The organism is Ochrobactrum sp. MYb379, from assembly GCF_037479515.1.
GTDB lineage: Bacteria > Pseudomonadota > Alphaproteobacteria > Rhizobiales > Rhizobiaceae > Brucella.
Window position 1 is genome coordinate 17476 of record NZ_JBBGYW010000004.1, and the last position, 22652, is coordinate 40127.

Here is a 22652-nt window from a genome sequence, read left to right on the forward strand (position 1 = left end):
CAGATATTGGTCAGGTGACGAGGATATTATGACAAGACAGGAAGGCCTGCTGGCCACCCCCGCAGCGATGCCCTCCGAACGACGCGGCGCAATTGCGCGGGGGTTTAAAAAGACCGGACCCGCAATTTTCAGCTACGGCTTCCGCCCATTTTTTCTGGGTGGAGCTATCTGGGCAGTTCTGGCCATGCTGCTCTGGATATTCTCGCTCACCATAGGCCTTTCGGTCGGCGGTGCCTATGGCGCGCTCAACTGGCATGCCCATGAAATGGTGTTCGGCTTTTCTTCCGCAGTTCTTGCTGGCTTTTTGCTGACCGCAGTACCCAACTGGACCGGCAGATTACCCGTTTCCGGCATGCCACTCGCTCTGCTATTCGGAGCATGGTTTGTCGGTCGGTTGGTGTTTCTCAATCCGGATATAACGAACATCTATGTCGCGGTTACCATTGAGAGCCTCTTCCTGCCCTTACTGCTTTTCATCTGCGCGCGTGAAATCGTTGCAGGTCGTCAATGGAAAAACCTTAAAGTTTTGATTGCTGTAGCTGTCGTTACGCTTGCTAATCTGACCTTTCACTATCTGGCACTGAGCGGCGGTGATGTGGCGATGGCAAACCGTATTGGGGTCAGTGCCTATGTGCTTCTGATCATGCTGATTGGTGGTCGCATCATTCCAAGCTTCACCCGCAACTGGCTCAACAAAGCCGGATTAACGCAGTTTCCAACCTCGTTTAACCGCTATGACGGCTTGTGCATTATTGTAGGAGCAGTGACCTGCGTTGCCTGGGTGGCGATGCCTGAATCTACAGTCACTGCCATTCTCGCTATCATCACTGCCGTTCTTCATACAATCCGGCTCTATCGTTGGCGGGGCTGGAGTGTGGCGCGCGAAAAGCTTTTGCTTGTTTTGCACATTGCCTATGCCTTTGTACCTCTTGGTTACATTGCGATCGCTTGCTCAGCGCTTGGCCATCTCAATCCATTTTCTGCACTTCACATCATGACGGTGGGTGTTATCGGTTGCATGATGTTAGCCGTCATGACGCGAGCCACACGCGGGCATACAGGCAGACCATTAACGGCAACTCTAACAACACAAATTGCCTATCTCTGCATTATTCTCGCGGCACTTACTCGCCCATTTGCAGAAATGATGCCGAACTTCTTCCATACATTCCTCGCAGGCTCAGCACTGCTATGGATGCTAGCCTTCGGTCTCTATGTTCTCGAATATGGCCCAATGCTCTCACGCAAACGAAAAACGTGAATATAAAACTAAATTGAAGAACGACTGTATTATGAATACCATTACCCCCCGTTGATTAAGAACTGCAATGCGCCGTTCCCGTATACCAACTGATAACGGACTGTTTTGTCTGGATGCGGACATGTCACAATAGGAACGGTTTTGCCATTTTCTCGAATGCTTTCAAATAAGGCGTTAAGGTTGGTTGAGGTGTAGTCTTGAAGTCGATCAGATACAAAAAACGCTTCCATGGTTTCTTTATCAAGATCGACAATTGCATTGCCGTCACAAAGTTTTTTCCTCAACGCACCAGCTTGGTGCGACAGACCGGAAGCAGCCTCATTGATGCCCTGTGATACGCCTGAAGTAAGGTGCGGGCGACGAGGCAAGTTCTCAGTTGAGAACTGCGCATCATTCCGAGCTGTTTTGCGTCTACATACTCACCTTGCAAAGACTATCATTGTTACAACCCACTTTATCAAATAGTCAGACTTTATGGATATCCAGGTTTCATTGCTTTAAGCCCGCTGATCATCATCTCAGCAACTGAGAACCGACCTCCCTTCGCCTTCTGCACCAGAGACCGCAAATATCCTCCGGGAGAGGCAATCTCACCTGCCTTCTGCAGAATAGCGGCAATCGCAGCGGATGCTGTTTCAAGGCCAAAGGTGCGGATTGCATCGATATAAGCGGCATGAGAAATCCCGAGGAACGACGAGACAACGCGGCTGGCATCCACCAGATCCCGCCAGGTCCTGATGCCAGAGGTTGCATAAGCACTGATATCCGGACAGACTCTGAGAACCAAATCTAATGATATCGCTTCTGCTTTTGAAATAGCTGGCTTTTGATCCGAAGTGTTTGATGCAGTCTCTTTCAAATCTGAAAATTCAATCTTTTCTTTTAAAAGGGATTCTGAAAGTGACTCTCTGTGATGCCGCTTATATTGAGCATCATTGGCGCTTACATTCTCTACATTATCATTATTTTTCAGTGTGATAGCCAATTCCGATGTCAGTGCTTCGAGAGACATCTTTATTGTGGTCAATTCAGCAAGCGATGCCCGCCGTGGAATGCTATCAACAACGTTCCGAAATTGCGTAAATAGACCGTTGGTGGCCAGTTCACGCTTCTCATCAAAGGTTTGGGCTAATGCCCTGCGTAAGACAGAGACCTCATCGCGTAACCGCTTCACCGCACGCATGTCATCCTGAATGCGATCTGAGGCTTGCTTGATTTCCGAGGCTCTTGCAAAGAAGGGCGTGAAGTCAAAGCCGAAAGCAAGTGCGACTTCCCCCGCTCCGTTCTTATGTGCGTACCGCTTGCCGTTTGGGCTGTCTTTGCGTGTGATGATGCCAGCCTCGATCAGCGACGTCAGATGCCGTCTGAGCGTGGATTCAGGCATCATATGCGCACGGATGGCAATCTGCTTATTGGAAGGAAAAACCACGAGTTTGGATCTTGTGGTTATCACCTCATCAGCCAGAAATGACAGCAGTGAGTTTAGCACTGTCAGACAACGATCATTAAGCCCATACACAGACTTGGCAACGCACAGGTTCTTATACAATTCCCATTTCTTAATCCCCGCGCTGGTCTGCTGAGACGGCGCGCGCGAAGGCATTCGACTGCGAACCGCAGCCGTTAAATTCTCCAGAACTTGCATTTTCTTCTACCTTTCTAAAGGCAAAAGAAATTTACCCGCCAAATTGACGCCAATGACTCTTGACACTGATTCCGAGAAATGCGATTCGTATCTTGCTACAGAAAAACGAAATGGCCTTCGCAGACTGACGTTTGTGGGGGCTTTTTCTTTTGCGGGTTAATCTCCAGTTTCTGTTTCTTCCGATGTCTGGTACTCTTCGTACAGACGATCAAGATGGTTCGATATCCACTCACCAAAAGCCGCAGCATTTGTGTTGGATAGCTCAATAGCAATCCTTCGGGCTTTTTTGCTCATTGTAAACTGAACCGCGTTATCGGTAGAGTTCCAGGATTTTGGCAGCTGTTTGTTGGCTGGCTGAGGGGTGGACTTAAATGCTGGTTTGTTGTGTTTGAGGAAGTCTGTAACAAACTGGAATCTATCGTCACTGCTTGAATGCGCCAGGTTGTCCGCGGACAACTCAGCCAAAAGTGTATCGACCTGGCTGCTATCGAGTTTTTCTGAGAGTTCCAGCCAGCGCCGCCGGCCGACTTCAGGAGCTGAGCCAATTTTTTCAATCAGTTTATGACCTGTCGCCCGGACCACTGAAAGCATTTTTGAGATTGCTGCTTTATCAATGCCCAGTGCTGCCATCGCCACCTCGCGGCTGAAACCACGATCTTCCAGGCGTGCTGCAAAGATTGCACGTTCGATGTACGATAAATTGGCGCGCGCGTTATTCTCTTGACCCTGATTAACCACGAGCTGTTCGTCAGTCAGTGATCGAACAACTGCCCGAACTTTGATGCCGAGTTCACGCGCTGCCGCCAGTCGTCTGTGACCGAAGGCAACCTGAAAGCGCTGAGCCTTCTCGGGATGCGGGCGCACCAAAATTGGGACGAGCTGGCCGTTATCACGGATCTGTGCAACCAGTTCAAAAAGTTGCTCCGGGTCAATGCTCAGTCTGTCAGATACGAATGAGTTCTCAATGAGCGACGGATCGAGCTCGACAACGATCTGTCCCTCGGCGAGCTGCTTCTCAAGTGCATCGGCGCGTTCGACTTTGTGTGTGATGTTACCCAGCGACTTCGAAATCCCACCAACCGGTGTTGTCCGCGCTGCGGGAACAAACCCTGCCAGAGGGCGGGAATGTGTGAGGTCTGTATTTGATCCGTGGTTGGTAGCCTCGTCATTCTCCCGGGAGACTTCTATAAGGTTTTTTCTCGCCATGGCTTATTTCCTTCCCCAGGTGGATCTCAGCAGCTCTTCAACTTCGCTGTTCACAGCATTCAGAGAATCCATCGCACGGTCGTAAGTGCCGCGAATGAATTGAGACCGCTCCACTTCATAGAGTGTCTGCTTGGTGACCCCCGCATCGGAGATTGCGGTGGATTTCAACATCGGGTTCTGTAGCATGCGGTTGCCGAATATAGCCCGCATGAAGCCTGTCATCTGGCTTTGTGGTCCGTCATTGGGTTCGTAGCGGGTCACCAGATAGCGCATCCAGTCATAGCTGGTTCTGCCCCCAGCCCGTTCAACCACGGACATCAACTCACTGGTCATTGCAAGGAACTGGCTCATCGACATAACGTCAAGCATCTGCGGATGTACTGTGATCAGAACACCGGTTGCAGCGCAAAGTGCAGACATGGTCAGAAAGCCAAGCTGTGGTGGACAATCAATTATGACGATGTCGTACAGGCTCTCGACATCAGCGATTACCTCGCCGATCCTGGCAAAGAACATAGTTTCAGCGCGACCCGCTGTGATCGCCCTTGGTGTTTCGTGTTCGAACTCCATCAACTCAAGATTGCCAGGAATGACATGCAAGTTCGGTGTGTAGGTCGCACGGACGATTTCCGTGATCGGGCGCGGGTCTTCATAGCGAATTGCCCCATACAGCGTATCACCCTCCCCAACGTCCAGCTCGGGCTGGTGGCCAAAGAGAGCGGACAACGATGCCTGAGGATCAAGATCAATCGCCAGCACGCGATATCCGCGCAGGGCAAGGAATTGGGAGAGGTGGGCGGATGTCGTTGTTTTCGCAGAACCACCCTTGAAGTTCATGACAGCAATGACTTGTAGTTTTTCACCCGCACGGCGACCTGGCGCATATTTTGGCGCGCCATTTTTTTCATCGAGACTGGCACGGATGCGATCCATGTCGTCTGGCGTATACATGCGGCGACCATTCGCCTGCGGCTCAGGTCCAAACCCGTCGGCGGCAACCTGCCGGAGATATCCCTCACCTATCCCAATGAAACTAGCAGCTTCTGCTGGGGTGAACTGGCGAATGGTTTTTTGCGCTGTAGGCGGGAAAATCTTTTGCTGATGCAATTGAAGTTGGCGTGACAGTTCAAGTGAATCCGCGGACAACATCGTTGGAAGATGTTCTTGTTCGCTAAGCGGGTGATGACTTGTTAACATTCTCGGCTTTCAACTTCGCAAATGATTGGCGTTTTTCAATAACTGCGCAGTTTATAGTAAGCCCGATTCGTAAACATTTTACAAATGATTAACTATACCACGATGATGCAAGGGGAAGGCGAGATCAAGGTCCGCTCCTCTTTGTTTCATCCTTTCTATCTGGTCTGAAATGACCAGGTTGTCCGCGGACAACTTCAAGAAATCTTCCGGATAGTCATCAACGTGGTTAGGGCCGACCACTGAGGATCTGATCGCTTGCATTGGGATGACGGAAAGACGCGATGAATTTTCCAAGTTCGTCATGGCTGGTATGAATTCAATCAATCATTGATACCGTTATCACCAATTTCAGGGATTACTTATTCTTCTTTAGTAATATTATATTTTGGGGCCCTCTTTTCAGGGGGTATTTGATTTGTCGAGTTTTATGGGGCGGGCATGTTTTCTTTTAAGAGTGGATTGAAATTTCTGCTGCTATCAACGGCGCTTATGACGCCGAATTTTGCTTTTGCGCAGAATGTGCCTCTAGCCTCCGAAAATCTTGCTGATGCCGAATATTATGCCAATTGGGGGCTTGATATGATCAACGCCCTGCCAGCCTATCAGAAGGGCTTCACAGGCAAGGGTGTGGTCGTTGCGGTTGTCGATTCAGGATTTGATGTGAATCATCCCGAATTCGCCGGACGTGTCTCACCGTTTTTGTACAATTTTGGTAGCAATCCGGCGGCCGATGATGTTTTTCCTCTGCGTAAACCTGATGGCTCGCTGAACGGGCATGGCGTTCATGTCGCCGGGACTATCGGTGCCGGGCGAAACGGATTTGGCATGCAAGGTGTTGCTTATGATGCAACAATCATGCCGCTAAGCGCCATTGAAGTCGGCGGCAGAAACCCCGGATTCCTTCCAGAAAATGAAGCTATTGTTTATGCTGCTGACCATGGTGCTCAGGTTCTAAATGGCAGTTATGGCCCTAATATCGGCCCATATCCAAAAGTTGATGATGAGCTCAATCCGAATTATCAGATTCTCGACTATCAACCCGTTTATAGCGATCCGGTTTATTTGGAGCAAACATATGAAGCGCTGAAATATGCGGCGGAAAAAGACGTTGTGCTGGTCTTTGCTGCGGGCAATAGCCGCCGCGATCAGCCGGGCTATGCCACGTCTATTCCTGCTGGAAATGGCATGTTTCCACTCATTACACCGGATTTCATCCGCGACGGAAACATCAGGTTTATCGACACCGACGCTCCTGATTTCGATTTCGATGATGCGTCAACGTATACATTTTTGGATCCGGCAGATCCTGATTTCGACGACATGGATTTCTCTGATCTCAAGGGGTCGCTTATAGCTGTTGTTTCGGTGGGGCCAGACGGGAAAATGGCCCCTTACAGCAATGAATGTGGCGAGGCGGCAGAATGGTGTTTGGCGGCCCCCGGTGGGGCGATGACGAAACTAGGCGATCCAAAAGGCATCTACTCAACCTGGCCAGCAGGTGATCCGACGAATGGCAATCAGGAATATAAATATTCGCATGGTACCTCAATGGCATCGCCGCATGTTGCAGGCGCTGCAGCCGTGGTGCGATCAGCATTTCCTTATCTGAACGCGCGTCAGACGATTGAAACAATCCTCACAACAGCGACCAAAGAAGGTTTTGAAGACGAAGCGAAGTTCGGGCAGGGGCTTTTGAATCTCGGTGCTGCTGTCGATGGCCCTATGGCATTTCGCTATACCGGCGTTTTTGACGTCGATACAAAAGGCTATTCTTCGATCTGGTCAAACTCAATCTCGGGCATTGGCGATCTGACCAAGCGTGGCGAAGGTATTCTCGTTCTCGATGGCAACAATAGCTATCAGGGTGGAACCAGCGTTGTTGGTGGCGTTCTTGAGGTGAATGGCAGTATCACTTCACCCACAGATGTGTCTGAAGAAGGCACGATTGCCGGACTTGGTGCTGTTGGCGAATTGACCTTGTTTGACGGTGGTAACGTTGCGCCGGGCAGTGCATTCAACCCAGACAATGCCATTGGCACGCTCACTGTTAATGGAACATTCACGCAGCAAGCGGGATCAACCTATCTGGCGGATCTCATTGCAGGAAATGGGCCAGATGCTGGTGTTGATCAGATTGTTGTCGATGGAGCCGCTGATCTTCAGGATGGCAGTTCGCTCGAACTGGTGCACAATGGATTTTCTTCGGGCGCACAGGCCTCATCGCGTTCCGTTTTGCTCAGTGCAACGGGCGGCGTGAACGGCACTTATGGCGAGATCGCTGGTTCATATGTTCAGGATGCGCGCTTTATCGATTTCGCGCTCGATTATGATGCCAACAATGTCTTTCTCGATACAAGCCGCTCAGATGTTGCATTTGCTGATATCGCAAACAGCCAAAACCAGTTCTCAACCGCTGTAGCGCTGGAAAGTCAGGGTAGCGGCGGCACGCTTTATGATCACATCCTGTTTTTGACACAGCAAGATGCCCGACAGGCTTATGATCAACTCTCTGGCGAAGCCTATGCGTCGATCCAGTCGACATTTATCAACAACAGTGCCTATACGCGCTCGGCAGTTTACAACAATCTGTCGCAGGCTTTCGCGTCGGCATCTGCTGAACGTAGCCAGCTTTCAGAGAATGGGCGTTTGCCAACCATTTGGGGGCACGGCTTTGGCGGCTGGACGAACCTGTCTGGTGATGGCAATGCAGCACGCTCGAAATCCAGTATTGGTGGTTTCGTCTCGGGCATAGATGCGCAGGTTTTTGATAACTGGCGTCTGGGTGTGCTGGCCAGCTACAGCCAGACAAATTTCCGTCTCAATGAGCGGATGTCTTCGGGCACAAGTGATGATTACACAATCGGCACTTATGCTGGTACCGAAATGCCTGTGGCACAGGGCGTTGTCGCATTCCGCTCGGGCCTGTCCTATACATGGCACAACATTGAGATGAAGCGCGCAATTGCATTTGCTGGCTTCGATGACCGTCTGTCATCAAGCTATGATGCTGGCAGTTTCCAGGTGTTTGGCGAATTGGGCTATAAGCTTCCATTCACTCAAAAGGCGAGCTTCGAGCCATACGCAAATCTCGCATATGTTCGACTGAAAACAGATGCTTTCTCAGAAACGGGCACTCAGGGAGCAGGGCTGAACGTCGACGAAAACTCGATGAACACCACGCTTTCGACGCTTGGTTTCCGCGCGACAGCGACTTTGAACGAAAAGGTTATTCCCGTCAAAGCACGGGCAGATCTTGGATGGCGGCATGCCTTTGGTGATGACAGATCAAACTCATTTGCAAGCTTTGCCGGATCTGATGGCTTTGTCATTGGAGGAACCAGCATTGGGAAAGACACGGCGTTGGTTTCGGGTGGTTTCGATTTTGAACTGAGCAAATCTGCTTTGTTGAATGTCTCTTATCAGGGACAGTTCGGATCGGGTGTCACGCAAAATGGCGTGAATGCTAATCTAAGAATGAAGTTCTGACGGAGTGCATCTGGCGATGAAGTGCTGGCTCGGAATTGTAACACTATCGCTCTCACTGATGGGCCTTGCTACAGGTCAGGGAAAAGCTGATTTTACTGGCGAGCCAGCACGCTGGATTCAAAACCCGGCACTTTCACCAGACGGAAAACTGATCGCGTTCACGCATCGCGGTCAGATTTTTTTAACGGACAATGATGGCGGACTGGCCTTTCCGGTTTCACCTGCTGATGCTTATAGTCATAGTGTTGTATGGGCTCCGGATTCCAAACGACTGGCCTTTGCCTCTGATGTGAATGGCGATGATGACGTCTATGTTGCTGACTTCTCGGGAAAACTGCAACGCATGACTTACTCGTCCGCAAAAGAGGTTCCGACCAGCTTTTCACGTGATGGCAAGAGTGTGCTTTTCACAGCTGTCAGGTTAGGGGATGCAAAACGCAGCGTCCAGGCGGCGCAAAGCTGGAAGCCGCAGCTCTATGCTGTCGATACGCAAAGCGGCCGGGAACGGCTTGTTCTTCCTAATTTGGCCCGTCAGGCCCGTTGGAACCCGGATCAGACCAAGCTCGTCTATAGTTATGATCCTTCAAACGACCCGCAGGAACGCCAGCACCGTGTGGCAGCCAACGCGCGTCAACTCTGGTTTTATGAGCCTGCTACCGACAAATATAATCGTATCTTCGATGTAGACGGAACGGACAGGTTTGACCCGCATTGGAGTGCCGATGGTCAGTGGCTTTACTACCTGTCTGAAGCGTCGGGTTGGCTTAATGTCTGGAAGCTTGATTGGAAAACTGGTGCTGAAACCCAGCTGACGCATTTCGAAGACACACCAGTCCGCGATTTGTCAGTCGCCGATGACGGTACAATAGCGTTTTTATTGAATGGTCAGGTACAAACACTCGTATCAGGTGCTGACAAGTCGGAAGAAATTGAGATCAATACACTGGAGCAGGGGATGCACCGTCTCCCCAATTATAAAGCTTCAACCAGCCAGGATTTCCAGTCTTCCCCGGATGGCAAACATTTTGCAGTGATTGCCAACACAGATGTTTTTCTGATTGACCTCAAAGGAAACTATCGACAGCTAACGAACACGCCCGGAGAGGAGCGGGACATTGCGTTCTCTCCGGATGGCCGGATTTTGGTCTATGCTGCAATGCGCAATAACAAATGGGGCATCTACGGCATTGATCTGTCGGAAGATCAGCAGAGCGGCAAACTCGGTCTGTCTCATCAGGAAGTTCCTCTTGTAGTTTCTGATAATAGCAATGCGCTCGACCCCAAGTTTTCACCAGATGGTAGCAAGCTGGCTTTTTGGTCTGATCGCCGGGAGGTTAAGGTTCTGGATTTGGCGTCAGGCGATGTTGCCACGCTTTACCGTCCAGCAGATTATAACTCAGATTATTTCGATAAACGCGGTGATTTTAGCTGGTCACCGACTTCAAAAGACTTATTGGTGCAATGGCGCAGCATTGACGGTTCTGTGCTGAACCGCGTCGCGATTGCACCTGCTGATGGAAGTGGGCCAATGCAGCCGCTATCGGTAAAAGTGCCCAATTTTTATGGTGGTTTCTGGAGTGCTGATGGAACACAGTTAATCGGCTATACGACCCTTTATACAACCCGTACCGCCAATAACCATCATCACGGTTCTAATCTGGATTTGTACCGCGTATTTTTGTCAACTCAGGCGCGACAAGATTATTTCGGTGCTCTCAAGGATCAAAACAACTCCGATGACCCGGCAGATCAGCTGCCAGAAGTGGAGATCACGCGCTACGTAGCGGATCGTCAGCGCAGCAATATGCTTGAGGGCCGGCTGACGAGCAATTTACCTGGCCCAGAAGTGTTGACGACGTCGCCGGACGGGAAAAACCTTCTTGCCATTTTTACGGACGATCAACAGCTTTCTGTCAGATTGATTAGTCTCGATAACGGTGAGTTGGAAGAAGTGGCTCAAATTCCAGTTCCCGATCAGGAGCAAGTGCAATTCATCCGGTATAATGCTGCTCTACAGGCCGTTGATGTGAAAACAGCCAATCAGATCATTCGCTCCTCCATTAACGATCCAGCGCTGCGGCTCGAAATTCCGCTCGACATCCTCTTCACGCGTGATGAAGATGCGGCCCTTGTTGCAACCTTTGAACAAGCCTGGGCAGATGTGAATGATCGTTACTATGATGCTGCACACGAAAATCGTGATTGGAAGAAAATAGGCGATAAATATCGTGCCTATTTGCCTTCCATTGCCGGTCACCGCGATCTTGAGCGATTGATTGCGTCTATGTTTGGGGAATTATCCGCCTCCCATCTGTTCACTGGAATCACCCAGCCTAATTCTGCACTGATTGGCATGGGCACCCAGAATGATGCATTGGGCATTTATCTGGATGATGCATATACCGGAGCAGGGCGAAAGATTGCTGCGATCCTGCCTGGCGGTCCAATGGATCAGCAGAACCTTCATGTTGGTGCTGGTGATATTATAACCTCTATCAACGGGCAGGCGATCCCGGAAGCAGGTGGAATTGCACGTTTGCTGGACATAAATGCGGGAAGACAAGTCGTCGTTGGTCTTGCAGATGGCACAACAGATAAAGAGCGTTTCATTGAAGTGAAGCCAATAGGTTGGTTTGATGAGCTGATATTGGCCAGTAAAAATCTGAGTGATAAGCGCAGTGCGATGGTAAGTGAACTATCGCGACAGTGCGTTGTCTATCAACCGCTATATTCCATGGATAATGATAACTACCTGTCATTGATCGGAAATTTGACGTCACAGCGGGGACTTGCGAAAGCTGCGCTCATTGATGTGCGTTCAAATAATGGTGGCAATCTTTCCCGCGAATTGATTAGTTTCTTAAATGGCAAGCCAGCCTTCAGTTATGGTGTCGATGGCCGCGCCTGGGATTTGGGACCAGATAATGTCTGGTTGTGGCCGAGCGCTGTGCTGGTTGACAGTTTCAGTTATTCGGATGGATCGATCTTCCCGCAGGCTTATCAAGATCAAAAGATAGGTAAACTTATAGGTGACGTGCTGCTTAATACTGGCACATCCGTGATTGCCGTTAATAGTAAAGTGCTTCCAGGGCTGCAATATAATTTTCCCGTCATGCCTTACCGCCATGTCGATGGTCGAAAATACGAAAACGAAGTTATCACACCCGATATTGTGGTGCCTTTTGATCCAAACACCTACGGTATTCATAAAGACCCGCAATTGGAGGCCGCGGTCGCTTCGTTGATGCAACAGATTGGCGCAGACAGCGACTGCCGGATTGAATAGACGAATTATTTGTATGGTCATCTTCCGACTCATGAAGCTGCAGGGATGAACCAAAACGCATCTTTGCGACAAACTGCGATCTAATCATGAAGCCAGGCGTCTGGTTATGGATAACTTAAATCATCAATCACACACGAGAACTAAATACTCTAATTGAGAAATCAGATTAAGCGCTTCGGAACGGATAGCGTCGAATGGCATGCGGGTGTGCTGAAACATGCCCGACACCCATTTGGCAGCTGCAACTTTGATATGGATATTATCTTACATCGTGTGCGGCTTTGTACACTTAAAGCGCATCAGAAAAGCACTAGATGCAAGCATGGTTATAAGCGTGAATAATCGTCCATCAAGCTTGGCGTTGATGTTATGATAGGGCATCTTAGCGTTTATGAGCGGACACGCGTCAGCGGCTCGTTCAGAAGAAATTGACGAAAGCCTTGCGAGCTCACGACTGGAGGGAGAAGGATGGAGCGCGCAATGGCTTTGTCGCAAAATTTTTCGATTTGTTGCGTTAAGCGCTGGTCACTATGGATGATGCCGTGAGGTAAAGAGGAATGGCGATTGATTTCAAAGGGGCTCATTTTCCTAAAAGTGCCATCCTTTATGGTGTGTTCTGGTTCTTTTGCAAATTTTTGAGTGTTTATAAGCGGCCTTATCTCTGGACACAGTTATGCAGCGAGCTTCGCAAAGACTTCGAATGGCGAACAATTGTCGTCGGCGAATGGCTTCTTGCGGATCATATGAGCGACTTCAATGCCAGCGATTGTAGCTGAGGCTGAATGAAACGCTTTGAAGCCTAACATGTGTTTGGTGATCCGCTTGATGAAACGATGATCCTGTTCAAGGACGTTGTGAGGTATTTGACCTGTAGGATTTCAATCAGCTTGCCCGTACCCGTGATTTTGAGGATACTGTTTATAGCCTGTGCGCCAGCCAAATTGGCTCCGCTTTTATCAATGACAACCTTGTTCGGAATACCATTGCTTAAAATGGCTTTTCTAAAGAAACGTCGTGCAGCGCCGAGGTTTCGGCGATCAGAGAGCATGAAATCCAAGGTTTGGCCATCTCGATCAACAGCTCGATACAGGTATGTCCATTTCCCTTTAACCTTTATATAGGTCTCATCACACGCCACGAGCCAAGTGTTGGGCGTTTGCGTCTGAGTGTCTGAGCCGCAATCTGCGGCGAGTATTTAACAACCCAGCGGTTCAATGTTGCATGGTCAATCTCTATGCCGCGTTCAGCCATTATTTCCTGAAGGTCACGATAGGAAACTGGGTAACAAACGTAAAAGAACATGGCATACAGGATGACACTTTTAGGAAAATGCATCCCCTTGAAATCGACCATGATCAATGCCTCGCTTCCATCTGCAAAAGACACAATCCCTTGCACGGATCATCAGACATGAAAAGTTTGCAACATGTATGGACGCCCCATTGGTTGCAAGAAGAATCTTTCGGAATGGTTTGAGCGTGTAAGTCGGGTGCTGACATGTATCCGGCCTGTGATGCAGCCATCAACATGCTGCTGGCCCGTATGGGAATTCGCAGATCAGGTCCAATTCAGAACCGCGTGCTTTTAGCACTTCGTTGCAATCTGGTTTTCCTGATCTCGTCTCATCGACTGTTACGCCATAACTTTCCTTTTGACCTTCTTACACCTCCGACAACCACCGGTTCATTGCGTTTTCATACTGCAACGACCGGAGCCCGATAAATTCCGCCCTTCGCCATCAATGCCCAGACAATCCGTGCCATTTTGTTGGCCAGTGCAAAACGTATCAGCATAGGTGGCTTATGTTTAAGCATACCGGCAAGCCACGTACCCGCATCCGATCCCTTTTTCGCAGCCCAACGCACAACAGTGCTGGCTCCGATAATGAGCAAGCGTCGTAACGTTCGCTCACCCATTTTGGATGTACGACCCAGCCGCTGTTTGCCACCGGTTGAATGCTGTAAAGGGGTGAGGCCAAGCCAGGCAGCAAAATCCCTCCCGCGTTTGAAGGTCGATGCCGCAGGAGCCAATGCTGTCAGGGCTGTAGCAATCACCGGGCCAATACCTGGAATAGTCATCAACCGATGAGCGACTTCATCCTCTTTGGCTCGACGGGCAATCTCTTTGTCTAAAACTTTGATACGCTCATCCAGTGTAGCAAGCATATCAACAAGTACGCCCAGAACCGGTCGGGCGATATCCGGCAAAGACCGCTCTGGATCCTGAACGACCATCACCAGTTTGCTAACATGTGCAGGGCCCTGGGCAACCACAATGCCAAACTCAGCCAGATGTCCACGCAAAGCATTGATAATCTGTGTTCTCTGCCGGACCAGAAGATCGCGTGTTCGAAACACAATAGCTGCAGCTTGGCTCTGTTCACTTTTTACAGCAACAAACCGCATCGTAGGGCGCAAAACAGCTTCGCAGATAGCTTCCGCATCACTCGCATCATTCTTCTGGCGCTTCACAAATGGCTTCACATAAGCGGGCGGGATCAATCGAACTGTATGCCCCAGAGCGCCAATCTCCCGCCCCCAATGATGACTGCTGGAACACGCCTCCATCGCCACCATGCAAGCGGGCTGTTTGGCGAAGAATGGCAGCAATTGTTCTCGTCGTAATTTCTTGCGCAAGACAACGCGTCCGTCACTGTCACTTCCGTGGATCTGAAATATGTTCTTCGCCAGATCCAAACCGATTGTAGTAATCTCTTCCATGGACGCATCCTCCTCAATGGTGCTCAACGAACCCATTCTGCCACATCAGGCCGTCGGAGGGGCGTCCATCCCATCAGAACCCTTATCGAGTGGGTAAGTGAATATCGCCACCGTACCTCTTCATCCAGTTTCAAAGGGCATCATGATCTCTTCGAGGCATATGATGGTCCCAAATTGCAGTTGAGGACACTTGCTGAGATTAGTATGTTTGCTGAGAATGTTGATGACGTCATTTCTGGAACCAAGAATTAGTCTAAGCGATTGCGCACGTTCTTCCTGCAATGCTTTATTGCCGAGGATGACGATTTTGAAGAACCCGAAATCTGGCTTGGAACATTTCTTGAGGAATTTCCCACGCTGGATCGCTTGTCGAGGAAGCCCGCGACAAAGGTTGCGAAATTGTCGGATTAAAACATGGGGCTATTATTTCCATGCTGGAAGAGGCAGGGCAAAAACCAGAAAAGAACATCGGGACTCATCATTTCAAAAGATCATGACGAGTCTTACTGAACAGAAAAACTTGACTTTTTGTCGAAATTCTGTAATTTACAGAAACTCTGTTATTTTTATTTGCGAGGCTCAAACCCATGAGCGAAAAAAAAGTCTCAACTGCTGAATTTGTTCGCCACTTCGGACGATACCATGACGAAGCCATGCGAGAACCTATAACCTTGACACGTCACGGCAGGGCATCCGTGGTTGTCGTGCCGGCCGAATTTTATAACCGCATGACCAAAAACGCAGAAGATCCCCGCAAGGTTTACACGACGAGCGAGACGCCGCCCGATATGGCTGAAATGCTCTTGAGCGAAATTGACGATTATCTGGCAAGCACACCGGACGAATCGGCATGAGAGATAAGTTTAAAGCCGGTCAGATCGTCAATTATGAATATCTTTGGAGCAGACACGCAAAGGAAGGACAAGTTAATGCCGAAAAGTCCCGTACGGCTTGTCTCTCCATGGTCATAAAGGATGAAGCGCAGGGCATAACACATTTGATCATCCTGCCTATTTCGACAAAATCGCCCCAAGGCGATCAGGATGCAATTGAAATTCCGGCGCTTGAGCTTCGCCGTGCAGGACTTGCTGATTATAAACCCGGTTGGATTACAGTCAGTGAATATAATTATGATGTGTTGGAACGGTCTTACTATTTCGATCCGAACCCGACCCCGCGCGGCAATTTCAGCGGCCCATTCATGAAAATTCTTCTTACGCGCTTCGGCAAACACTTGCGGGAAAAGCGCGGAAAGATCGACCGGACAAATTGAGGTTAGACCATGGCACTTGCACATAAGACCGCATGGCGGCGATGGTTTTAAAATGGTCTCTTAAGTAGAGGTTGACCGGGTCGCCTTCTCGCTGATTGAATAAGAAATCCAGTATCCAGCAGACATAAAGATCTTTTTCGACATTCTCTGCACGTGTCTGGAGGCCGGCCGCTGCCGCCGCATAGAGCGCACGCCGTTCATCAGGGCTCGATCGAAGAACTTCAATGAATGTGGTCTGCATCTGTGGTCTTTTCTTGTCCGTTACGGTTACCGTTCGGCGCCAAAGCGTCAGCGATCTCTTGCGCAGCGGGATACATCCATGCCGGTATAGCAGCGAGGTTCGAGCGGAGATCATCCGAGATCGCTTGCCGGCTTTGGCTATTTCTTAGTTTCTGGATAATTCCATTTATCGCAGGTTCAAGGCTGCTGCGATCGTCGCGCAACCAAGCCAACGCTTGAACGATGCGCATTGCTGGCCGGCCGGCCCAGAACGCGGCTTTTGCCGAAGCTCTCTTGAAGTCGAGCCTGTAGATAACTGGGGTACTTTCTTGGGTACCCCCTGCAGTCGCATCAATCTCAATCATTCGACGATAAGTATCTGCGTGGATGGTTGATCGTGCAGGAGCAGCGGTGGTTAGGCCGAGGTCGTTTGCTGCGGTCATTCCATCTACGAGGATCCGTGGTTTGTCTCGGCGAGCTATCGCATCGACGAAGGACGCACGTGGTGGGAAAACAAGCTTTCCTGTGAGCCTGCTGACAGAGGGTTTGTCTTAAAGGCCACGGTGCGGCCTGCGGATATCGCCTCGATTAGTCAGTCGCTGTAGCGCCTTCTCAATTGCGTTCGGGCTGGCCAGATTGAGGAAATCGGCACGAGACCATACGCCTGAAGGAGCTCCGGCGGCAATCCGCGCGTAAACTTGCTCAAGTGTATCGGACCTCGGATCAGGCATGGGTTCTCCTATTTCGAAAGATTATATACAAATTCTGGTCAGTTGGTTAGAAAGGACGAAGCGATGTCCCTGATCCTGACTGGCAATCAGCGTCAATAGGCTTGCGTACAACACAAGGGGAAGAGCGGAGAATGAATGGACAAACTTTGCCAATCTGTGAATTTGGCTTGTAGAGATAGGAGAGTTTGATGGCAATGATGAATGTATCGCTCCCTCACCCTATGAAAGAATGGGTTGAGGCTCAGGCCAAAACAGGACGCTATTCGAACGCGAGTGACTGTGTTCGCGACTTGATCCGTAAGGATCCGATGCGTTGCGATAAGATCGCAGCAAACGACGCACACGCTCCATGCTTGGTTTCAAGTCACAAACTGCAGCGGGCATAACGCTCGCCGGTATAGAACTCATTCACTTGATGCGTAAACAACAAGGCATCTTTTCAGCGGTAAATGCACGCTCAATCAAACAACAGTTCGAAGCACTCGCTGCATAACTACGTCCAGGGATAGGCCGTGCTCCGTTCAGATTGAAGTTTTGCAACAGAGCCCTTGGAAACTGTGCACCAGCATGGAAGTCAAGGACGTCACCGATACGCTCGATCTGGCACTAACCGCCTCAGGCTGTGATAAGGTTAAGGTCGAGCATCGGCAAGCGTTTCTGCCAGAAAACATTGAACCGAACTTTAGATTCAGGTGACTAGGACTGTTACTGTTGATTGATGACGCCAAACCCGGACAAGCTCCGTAGAGCTCTGTGATGCCACGGTAATGGTATAACCAAAAATACGGCATCGCGCACAGCCTGCAAATATATGTTTAGCTTTCAATAAACTCGTGGTTTGCGGTATTAGCGGGTCCCTGGAATTTCTGGAATCATCTGGCGCAGCAGGTTTCGTAAGATTGTGCGAACAGCTACAGTAGCTGCAGATTGTTCGCGGTCGCGGGGTGTAATCAAGCGGACTTCACGTACAAGTGCGGGATTTACTAAAGGGCGTGCGACGATGCCACGTCCACGCAAAGCGGTGAAAGCATAGGCCGGTAAAACGGCTATACCGGCATTGACTTCCACCAATGATAAAATCGTGTGGATTTGGTTGACTTCCATATGGGGTCGCAGCGCCAAGTTTGTTTGTTCGAACCCAATTTCAGTCAAAAGTCGGATGTTGCTTTTCTGTGTCAGCGTGATGATTGGCTGGCTTTCGAGTTCGCTCCAGCGGACTTGGTCATATCCGGCGAAGTCATGATCGGGTGAAATGAAAACCATTAACTGATCGCTGAGCGCGGTCTGACTTTCAACATCCAGATTATCACCAGAAAAAGTGCCCACGCCAAGATCACAACGCCCGTTGCGAACCTGTTCTATGACAGTTTCAGGCCCGACGTCTTCTATCCTTATAACAAGATTAGGGTGCTCATTAGCTACCCGACGAACGAGATGTGGAAGTACTGTTGTGCATAACAATGGTGGGGCGGCTATGCTGACCTGACCGCGCCGCAGCTTTCCCAAGTCACGAACAATTTCCGCAGCGCGATCAATTTCGGCAAGACCAGCGAGGGCACCGTCTGCAAAAGCGCGACCTGCATCCGTCAAGTTGACACGACGTGTCGTGCGGTCGAAAAGCCGCGCATCCAGCACGGATTCAAGATCACGGATTGTGTGAGACAGGTTAGCCTGGGTTGTACTGACGCGCTCGGCTGCGCGAGAAAAGCTGCCGAGTTCGACCACCGCTTGAAAGCATTCTATCTGTCGGAGAGTTGGGCGCATCGCATCATTCATGAGTTTTTATTTATGAATATATTCTACTTACAATACTTTACGAATGAAAGAAAGTCGGTTCTGATCGGGAAAACTCGGGTTTTACATAACCTGCTTATAAAGCGAGGATTCCGATGAAGTACGATCGTGGAAATGCCAAGTCTTATTCACGCGCTACAATGCGCGGCATATGGGCTGCGGCAAACACGCCTTTCAACGAAGATGGGTCGATTGATGAAGCGGGCTTCCGTAAGAATGTCGATCACTGGGTCAATGAGCTGAGCATTGATGGTCTTTTCGTTGCGGGGAAGCAGGGTGAATTTTTCTCAATGTCGGTCGATGAGCGCAAGCGCATGTTCGATCTGGCAGTATCGGCCGCTGATGACAAGGCACAGACAATCATGTCCTGCTCGGATCAGAACATGGATGTTGTCATAGATCTGGCCAAACACGCTCAAGCTTGCGGCGCTGATTACATTGTTGTTCACGCTCCTGTTTTGCACTTCTTGCGCAAACAGGACGAAACTCTCTTGAGATATTATGAAACCATTGCCTCAAAGGTTGATATCGGTCTTGCATTGTGGTCTCACCCTGATAGCGGATATCTCATGAGCCCGGAATTGTGCAATCGTCTCGCTGATATTGAAACAGTGGTAGCTATCAAATATTCAGTTCCGCGCGATATGTATCGCACTCTCACTGAGCTTGCGGGCGATAGGATACTCGTTTCAACGGCGTCGGAAGCCGAGTGGCTTGATAACATTCTCGAGCTGGGATGGCAGCTTTATCTCTGTTCTTCGCCGCCCTATACATTGCAGACGAAGTTTGATCGTCGCATGCGTGATTATACTGACTTGGCATTTGCAGGCAAAGCTGCGGATGCACGCGCTGTATGGCAGAGCCTCGAGCCTGTGCGTCATGCGTTCAAATCGACACGCCCGGCTGAAAAGCCCACTTCACATCAGAAATATTGGCAGGAATTGCTCGGGCAGGTTGGTGGACCTGTTCGCGCACCAATGCTTGAACTCACCGATGCAGAGAAGTCAAAAATTCATGAAGCATTTGATCGTTGCGGTCTGAAAACGTCCTAATTGATCAACGAAAAGGGGAACAAGAATGGCAAAACTAAGCGCCTTTAATTTTCAAAAATGGATTGATGAACACAAGCACCTGTTGAAGCCGCCAGTAGGCAACCAACTGGTGTTTAAGGATGCTGATCTGATGGTGACAGTCGTCGGCGGGCCGAATAAGCGCACTGACTATCATGACGATCCGGTTGAAGAGTTTTTCTACCAGCTCAAGGGCGATATGCTTCTGAAGTTGCACGATACGTCGACCGGTGAATTTTACGATGTGCCAATTCGTGAAGGGGATATTTTTCTCCTGCCTGCGCATATTCGGCACTCACCTCAGCGTCCACAAGAAGGTTCTATTGGTCTGGTGATTGAGCCAGCGCGTCCAGAGGGCGCTTTGGATGCTGTTGAATGGTATTGCTTTGAATGTAGTGGCCTTGTTCATCGTGCAGAGGTTGATTTGGAATCCATCGTTGACGATCTGCCACCGCTTTACGCGGCTTTCTACAATGATGAGAAATTGCGGACCTGCCCACATTGCAAAACGGTTCACCCCGGTAAAAATCCGCCGGAAGGCTGGGTAGCGCTTTAACGAAAAAAATGCGCCTAACCGGATTGCGCATAATCAATAAAAATATGGGGAACTGGAATGAAAAACAAACTTCTAATGCTCGGCTTTTTAGCAGGTTTGACGGGAGGCGCAGTCGCCGCTGAGCCGGTCAAGATTGGTGTAATAACGACCTTGTCTGGCCCCGGCGGGTATCTTGGTCAGGATGTGCGCGATGGTATGCAGCTGGCCATTGATGCAGAAGGCGGGAAGCTTGGTGGCGTTCCAGTAGAACTCAAGGTCGAGGATGATGCTGCCAAGCCTGGCAACGGACGTCAAATTGCCGAACGCTTCATGTTGGAAGACGGTGTGAAGCTCTTTACTGGTATCATCTTCTCCAACGTTGCTGGTGCAACGGTGCCGGACATCGTTGATAATGATAGCCTCTACATTAGTGCCAATGCCGCGCCGTCAAACATGGCAGGGAAGGGGTGTGACGCAAACTATTTTGTTGTTTCATGGCAGAATGACTCTCTTCATGAAGCATCTGGCCTCGCTGCGGAACAGGAAGGTTACAAGCGCGCCTTCATTCTTGCGCCGAACTATCAGGCCGGAAAAGACGCGCTGGAAGGCTTTAAAAGAAGGTTTAAGGGAGAGGTTGTCGGAGAAATCTACACCCAGCTTGATCAAACGGACTATTCAGCCGAGATGGCCCAGATTCGTGCTGCAAAGCCAGATGTCGTTTTCCAGTCTCATCCTGGCGGCATGGGCATTGCGTTTTTGCGGCAATATCAGCAGGCTGGCTTGCTAGGCAATATTCCTATGGTTCTCTCTGAGCCGTCCAGCGACGCCGTAATTCTCAAGTCACTGGGGGATGCTTCTGTTGGTCTCATGGCAACCAGCCATTGGAGCCCGGATATGGATAATGACGCAAGCAAGGAACTGGTTGCAAAATGGAAGGCTGTCTATCCTGATCGCCCGCTGACCTATTATGCTACGCAAGGTTATGACGTGGCTCGTCTTATTGGCTCTGCACTCAAGCAAACCGGTAGCATTGAGGACATCGATGCCGTTCGTGAAGAACTACGCAAGGCCGATTTCCAGTCGGTGCGCGGCAATTTTTCCTTCGGCCCGAACCAGCATCCGGTGCAAGATTGGTATCTCCTCGATATCGTCAAAGGTGAAGACGGCAATCCAACAACCAAAATTAAATCGAAGCTTATCGAGAATTACGGTGATTCATACTCAGCAGAGTGCAAACTCTGACACCAGCCATAAGGCGCACATCCGTGTGCGCCGAGCTTCTTTTAATTTTTTTGAAGGTCGTTTCATCCAATGACACTCATCTTCGAACAACTTTTAAATGGCCTTCTCTACGGTGTCATGTTGTTCCTTCTTGCCGCGGGATTGACCCTCATATTCGGGATCATGGGCGTGATTAACCTTGCCCATGGCTCTCTTTACATGATGGGCGCCTTTATTGGGACCTGGGTAGCCGTGCAGACCGAAAATTTCTGGCTAGGTCTGCCTGCAGCGATCCTGGCGGCTACAATCGCTGGCATCCTGATTGAACTTGGTGTTATGCGAAAGCTTTATCAACGGGATCATTTAGACCAAGTTCTGGCCACGTTTTCACTCATTCTGATCTTCAATGAACTGACGGTTTTGATTTTCGGTCGTCAGCCAATCTTCACGCAACTTCCCGCGTCGCTATCATCGCCAGTCGAGCTATTTTCGGGCCTGAGTTATCCTCCGTTCCGTCTTCTCATCATTGCGGCGGGTCTGTTGGTTGCTGGTGGTCTATATTTGCTTATCAACCGGACGCGTTTGGGTATGCTGGTACGTGCAGGATCAACAAATCGCGATATGGTGCGCGCACTCGGCGTAGATATTCGTCTGCTTTATACATTGGTGTTCGCACTTGGCGCGGCATTTGCTGGTCTTGCTGGTTTTATGACGGGACCAATTCTCGCAGTACAGGTTGGAATGGGGGAGCAGATATTACTCGCAACCTTCGTCGTCGTGGTTATCGGTGGTGTCGGTTCCATTAAAGGCGCATTTATTGCCGGTATTTCACTCGGTATCATCGACACTTGTTTACGCGCATTTCTCCCGTCCATTTTGCGTCAATTTATGGCTGGTGCTGAAGCTGACGCTCTGGGCGTTGGTATAGCTTCCATGGGCATTTATCTGCTCATGGCTATTGTTCTTCTGTTCCGCCCGCGAGGCCTCTTCCCGGTAGGAGCTTAAACC

15 protein-coding genes and 5 pseudogenes are annotated in these 22652 nt (G+C 49.9%); 11 read left to right on the forward strand and 9 right to left on the reverse strand.

Features of this window, described 5'->3' with window-relative positions; all coding sequences use genetic code 11:
* The first annotated feature begins 28 nt into the window (after positions 1–28).
* Entirely contained in the window at positions 29–1261 is a 1233-nt protein-coding gene (locus WH356_RS10030) for an NnrS family protein (RefSeq protein WP_339510369.1), read from the forward strand.
* A 41-nt stretch (positions 1262–1302) separates the two neighbouring features.
* Here WH356_RS10030 and WH356_RS10035 read toward each other — a convergent pair whose 3' ends face one another.
* The 4 genes from WH356_RS10035 to repA form a co-directional block, all read right to left on the reverse strand.
* Positions 1303–1629, reverse strand: a complete 327-nt coding sequence (locus WH356_RS10035; RefSeq protein ID WP_339510371.1) for a hypothetical protein — start codon at positions 1627–1629, stop codon at positions 1303–1305.
* 104 nt (positions 1630–1733) lie between these two features.
* The gene (gene repC / locus WH356_RS10040) at positions 1734–2906 is read right to left on the reverse strand and encodes a plasmid replication protein RepC (protein ID WP_339510373.1); all 1173 of its coding nucleotides are present in this window, start codon (positions 2904–2906) and stop codon (positions 1734–1736) included.
* 156 nt (positions 2907–3062) lie between these two features.
* Positions 3063–4112 carry a plasmid partitioning protein RepB gene (repB, locus tag WH356_RS10045; RefSeq protein ID WP_339510375.1) on the reverse strand — a complete coding sequence of 350 codons (1050 nt, stop codon included), beginning with the start codon at positions 4110–4112 and terminating at the stop codon, positions 3063–3065.
* A gap of 3 nt (positions 4113–4115) precedes the next feature.
* On the reverse strand, positions 4116–5309 hold the full coding sequence (gene repA, locus WH356_RS10050; protein ID WP_339510377.1) for a plasmid partitioning protein RepA: 1194 nt from the start codon (positions 5307–5309) through the stop codon (positions 4116–4118).
* Positions 5310–5747: 438 nt separating this feature from the next.
* Here repA and WH356_RS10055 point away from each other — a divergent pair, with 438 nt between their 5' ends.
* Both WH356_RS10055 and WH356_RS10060 read left to right on the forward strand, forming a co-directional pair.
* Positions 5748–8795 carry an autotransporter domain-containing protein gene (locus WH356_RS10055; protein ID WP_339510379.1) on the forward strand — a complete coding sequence of 1016 codons (3048 nt, stop codon included), beginning with the start codon at positions 5748–5750 and terminating at the stop codon, positions 8793–8795.
* A 16-nt stretch (positions 8796–8811) separates the two neighbouring features.
* Positions 8812–12081 carry a S41 family peptidase gene (locus tag WH356_RS10060; protein ID WP_339510381.1) on the forward strand — a complete coding sequence of 1090 codons (3270 nt, stop codon included), beginning with the start codon at positions 8812–8814 and terminating at the stop codon, positions 12079–12081.
* A 671-nt stretch (positions 12082–12752) separates the two neighbouring features.
* On the opposite strand, the pseudogene WH356_RS10065 reads toward WH356_RS10060, so the two are convergent.
* Positions 12753–13434, reverse strand: a pseudogene (locus tag WH356_RS10065) (IS6 family transposase).
* 341 nt (positions 13435–13775) lie between these two features.
* Positions 13776–14801, reverse strand: coding sequence for an IS110 family transposase (locus tag WH356_RS10070; protein ID WP_339510383.1), 1026 nt, complete (start codon positions 14799–14801; stop codon positions 13776–13778).
* A gap of 587 nt (positions 14802–15388) precedes the next feature.
* Here WH356_RS10070 and WH356_RS10075 point away from each other — a divergent pair.
* Both WH356_RS10075 and WH356_RS10080 read left to right on the forward strand, forming a co-directional pair.
* Positions 15389–15655, forward strand: coding sequence for a type II toxin-antitoxin system prevent-host-death family antitoxin (locus WH356_RS10075; RefSeq protein WP_339510385.1), 267 nt, complete (start codon positions 15389–15391; stop codon positions 15653–15655).
* Positions 15652–16074: a hypothetical protein gene (locus WH356_RS10080; protein WP_339510387.1), complete on the forward strand. Its 423-nt coding sequence runs from the start codon at positions 15652–15654 to the stop codon at positions 16072–16074. Before WH356_RS10075 ends, WH356_RS10080 begins: the two co-directional genes overlap by 4 nt.
* Positions 16075–16132: 58 nt before the next feature.
* Here WH356_RS10080 and WH356_RS10085 read toward each other — a convergent pair.
* Positions 16133–16315, reverse strand: a pseudogene (locus tag WH356_RS10085) (nucleotidyl transferase AbiEii/AbiGii toxin family protein); the annotation flags it as partial.
* Positions 16296–17024 (reverse strand): annotated as a pseudogene (locus tag WH356_RS10090) (DUF6088 family protein). The pseudogenes WH356_RS10090 and WH356_RS10085, both read right to left, overlap by 20 nt.
* A gap of 188 nt (positions 17025–17212) precedes the next feature.
* On the opposite strand from WH356_RS10090, the pseudogene WH356_RS10095 reads away from it, so the two are divergent.
* A pseudogene (locus tag WH356_RS10095) lies at positions 17213–17356 on the forward strand (ribbon-helix-helix domain-containing protein); the annotation flags it as partial.
* Positions 17350–17517 (forward strand): annotated as a pseudogene (locus tag WH356_RS10100) (IS6 family transposase); the annotation flags it as partial. The pseudogenes WH356_RS10095 and WH356_RS10100, both read left to right, overlap by 7 nt.
* Positions 17518–17870: 353 nt before the next feature.
* Here WH356_RS10100 and WH356_RS10105 read toward each other — a convergent pair.
* Positions 17871–18788: a LysR family transcriptional regulator gene (locus WH356_RS10105; protein ID WP_339510389.1), complete on the reverse strand. Its 918-nt coding sequence runs from the start codon at positions 18786–18788 to the stop codon at positions 17871–17873.
* Positions 18789–18913: 125 nt separating this feature from the next.
* On the opposite strand from WH356_RS10105, the gene WH356_RS10110 reads away from it, so the two are divergent.
* The 4 genes from WH356_RS10110 (at position 18914) to WH356_RS10125 (ending at position 22649) form a co-directional block, all read left to right on the forward strand.
* On the forward strand, positions 18914–19870 hold the full coding sequence (locus tag WH356_RS10110; protein ID WP_339510391.1) for a dihydrodipicolinate synthase family protein: 957 nt from the start codon (positions 18914–18916) through the stop codon (positions 19868–19870).
* A 25-nt stretch (positions 19871–19895) separates the two neighbouring features.
* Entirely contained in the window at positions 19896–20444 is a 549-nt protein-coding gene (locus WH356_RS10115) for a 3-hydroxyanthranilate 3,4-dioxygenase (RefSeq protein ID WP_339510393.1), read from the forward strand.
* A 57-nt stretch (positions 20445–20501) separates the two neighbouring features.
* Positions 20502–21665, forward strand: a complete 1164-nt coding sequence (locus WH356_RS10120) for an ABC transporter substrate-binding protein (RefSeq protein WP_339510395.1) — start codon at positions 20502–20504, stop codon at positions 21663–21665.
* Between the two features lie 69 nt (positions 21666–21734).
* Positions 21735–22649 carry a branched-chain amino acid ABC transporter permease gene (locus WH356_RS10125; protein WP_339510397.1) on the forward strand — a complete coding sequence of 305 codons (915 nt, stop codon included), beginning with the start codon at positions 21735–21737 and terminating at the stop codon, positions 22647–22649.
* Positions 22650–22652: the final 3 nt, after the last annotated feature.

Coding starts and splice junctions, on each gene's coding strand:
- WH356_RS10115 (WP_339510393.1), top strand. CDS start 19,896: ATGGCAAAACTAAGCGCCTTTAATTTTCAAAAATGGATTGATGAACAC.
- WH356_RS10075 (WP_339510385.1), top strand. CDS start 15,389: ATGAGCGAAAAAAAAGTCTCAACTGCTGAATTTGTTCGCCACTTCGGA.
- WH356_RS10060 (WP_339510381.1), top strand. CDS start 8,812: ATGAAGTGCTGGCTCGGAATTGTAACACTATCGCTCTCACTGATGGGC.
- WH356_RS10110 (WP_339510391.1), top strand. CDS start 18,914: ATGAAGTACGATCGTGGAAATGCCAAGTCTTATTCACGCGCTACAATG.
- WH356_RS10105 (WP_339510389.1), bottom strand. CDS start 18,788: ATGCGCCCAACTCTCCGACAGATAGAATGCTTTCAAGCGGTGGTCGAA.
- WH356_RS10120 (WP_339510395.1), top strand. CDS start 20,502: ATGAAAAACAAACTTCTAATGCTCGGCTTTTTAGCAGGTTTGACGGGA.
- repB (WP_339510375.1), bottom strand. CDS start 4,112: ATGGCGAGAAAAAACCTTATAGAAGTCTCCCGGGAGAATGACGAGGCT.
- repA (WP_339510377.1), bottom strand. CDS start 5,309: ATGTTAACAAGTCATCACCCGCTTAGCGAACAAGAACATCTTCCAACG.
- repC (WP_339510373.1), bottom strand. CDS start 2,906: ATGCAAGTTCTGGAGAATTTAACGGCTGCGGTTCGCAGTCGAATGCCT.
- WH356_RS10080 (WP_339510387.1), top strand. CDS start 15,652: ATGAGAGATAAGTTTAAAGCCGGTCAGATCGTCAATTATGAATATCTT.
- WH356_RS10055 (WP_339510379.1), top strand. CDS start 5,748: ATGTTTTCTTTTAAGAGTGGATTGAAATTTCTGCTGCTATCAACGGCG.
- WH356_RS10125 (WP_339510397.1), top strand. CDS start 21,735: ATGACACTCATCTTCGAACAACTTTTAAATGGCCTTCTCTACGGTGTC.
- WH356_RS10030 (WP_339510369.1), top strand. CDS start 29: ATGACAAGACAGGAAGGCCTGCTGGCCACCCCCGCAGCGATGCCCTCC.
- WH356_RS10070 (WP_339510383.1), bottom strand. CDS start 14,801: ATGGAAGAGATTACTACAATCGGTTTGGATCTGGCGAAGAACATATTT.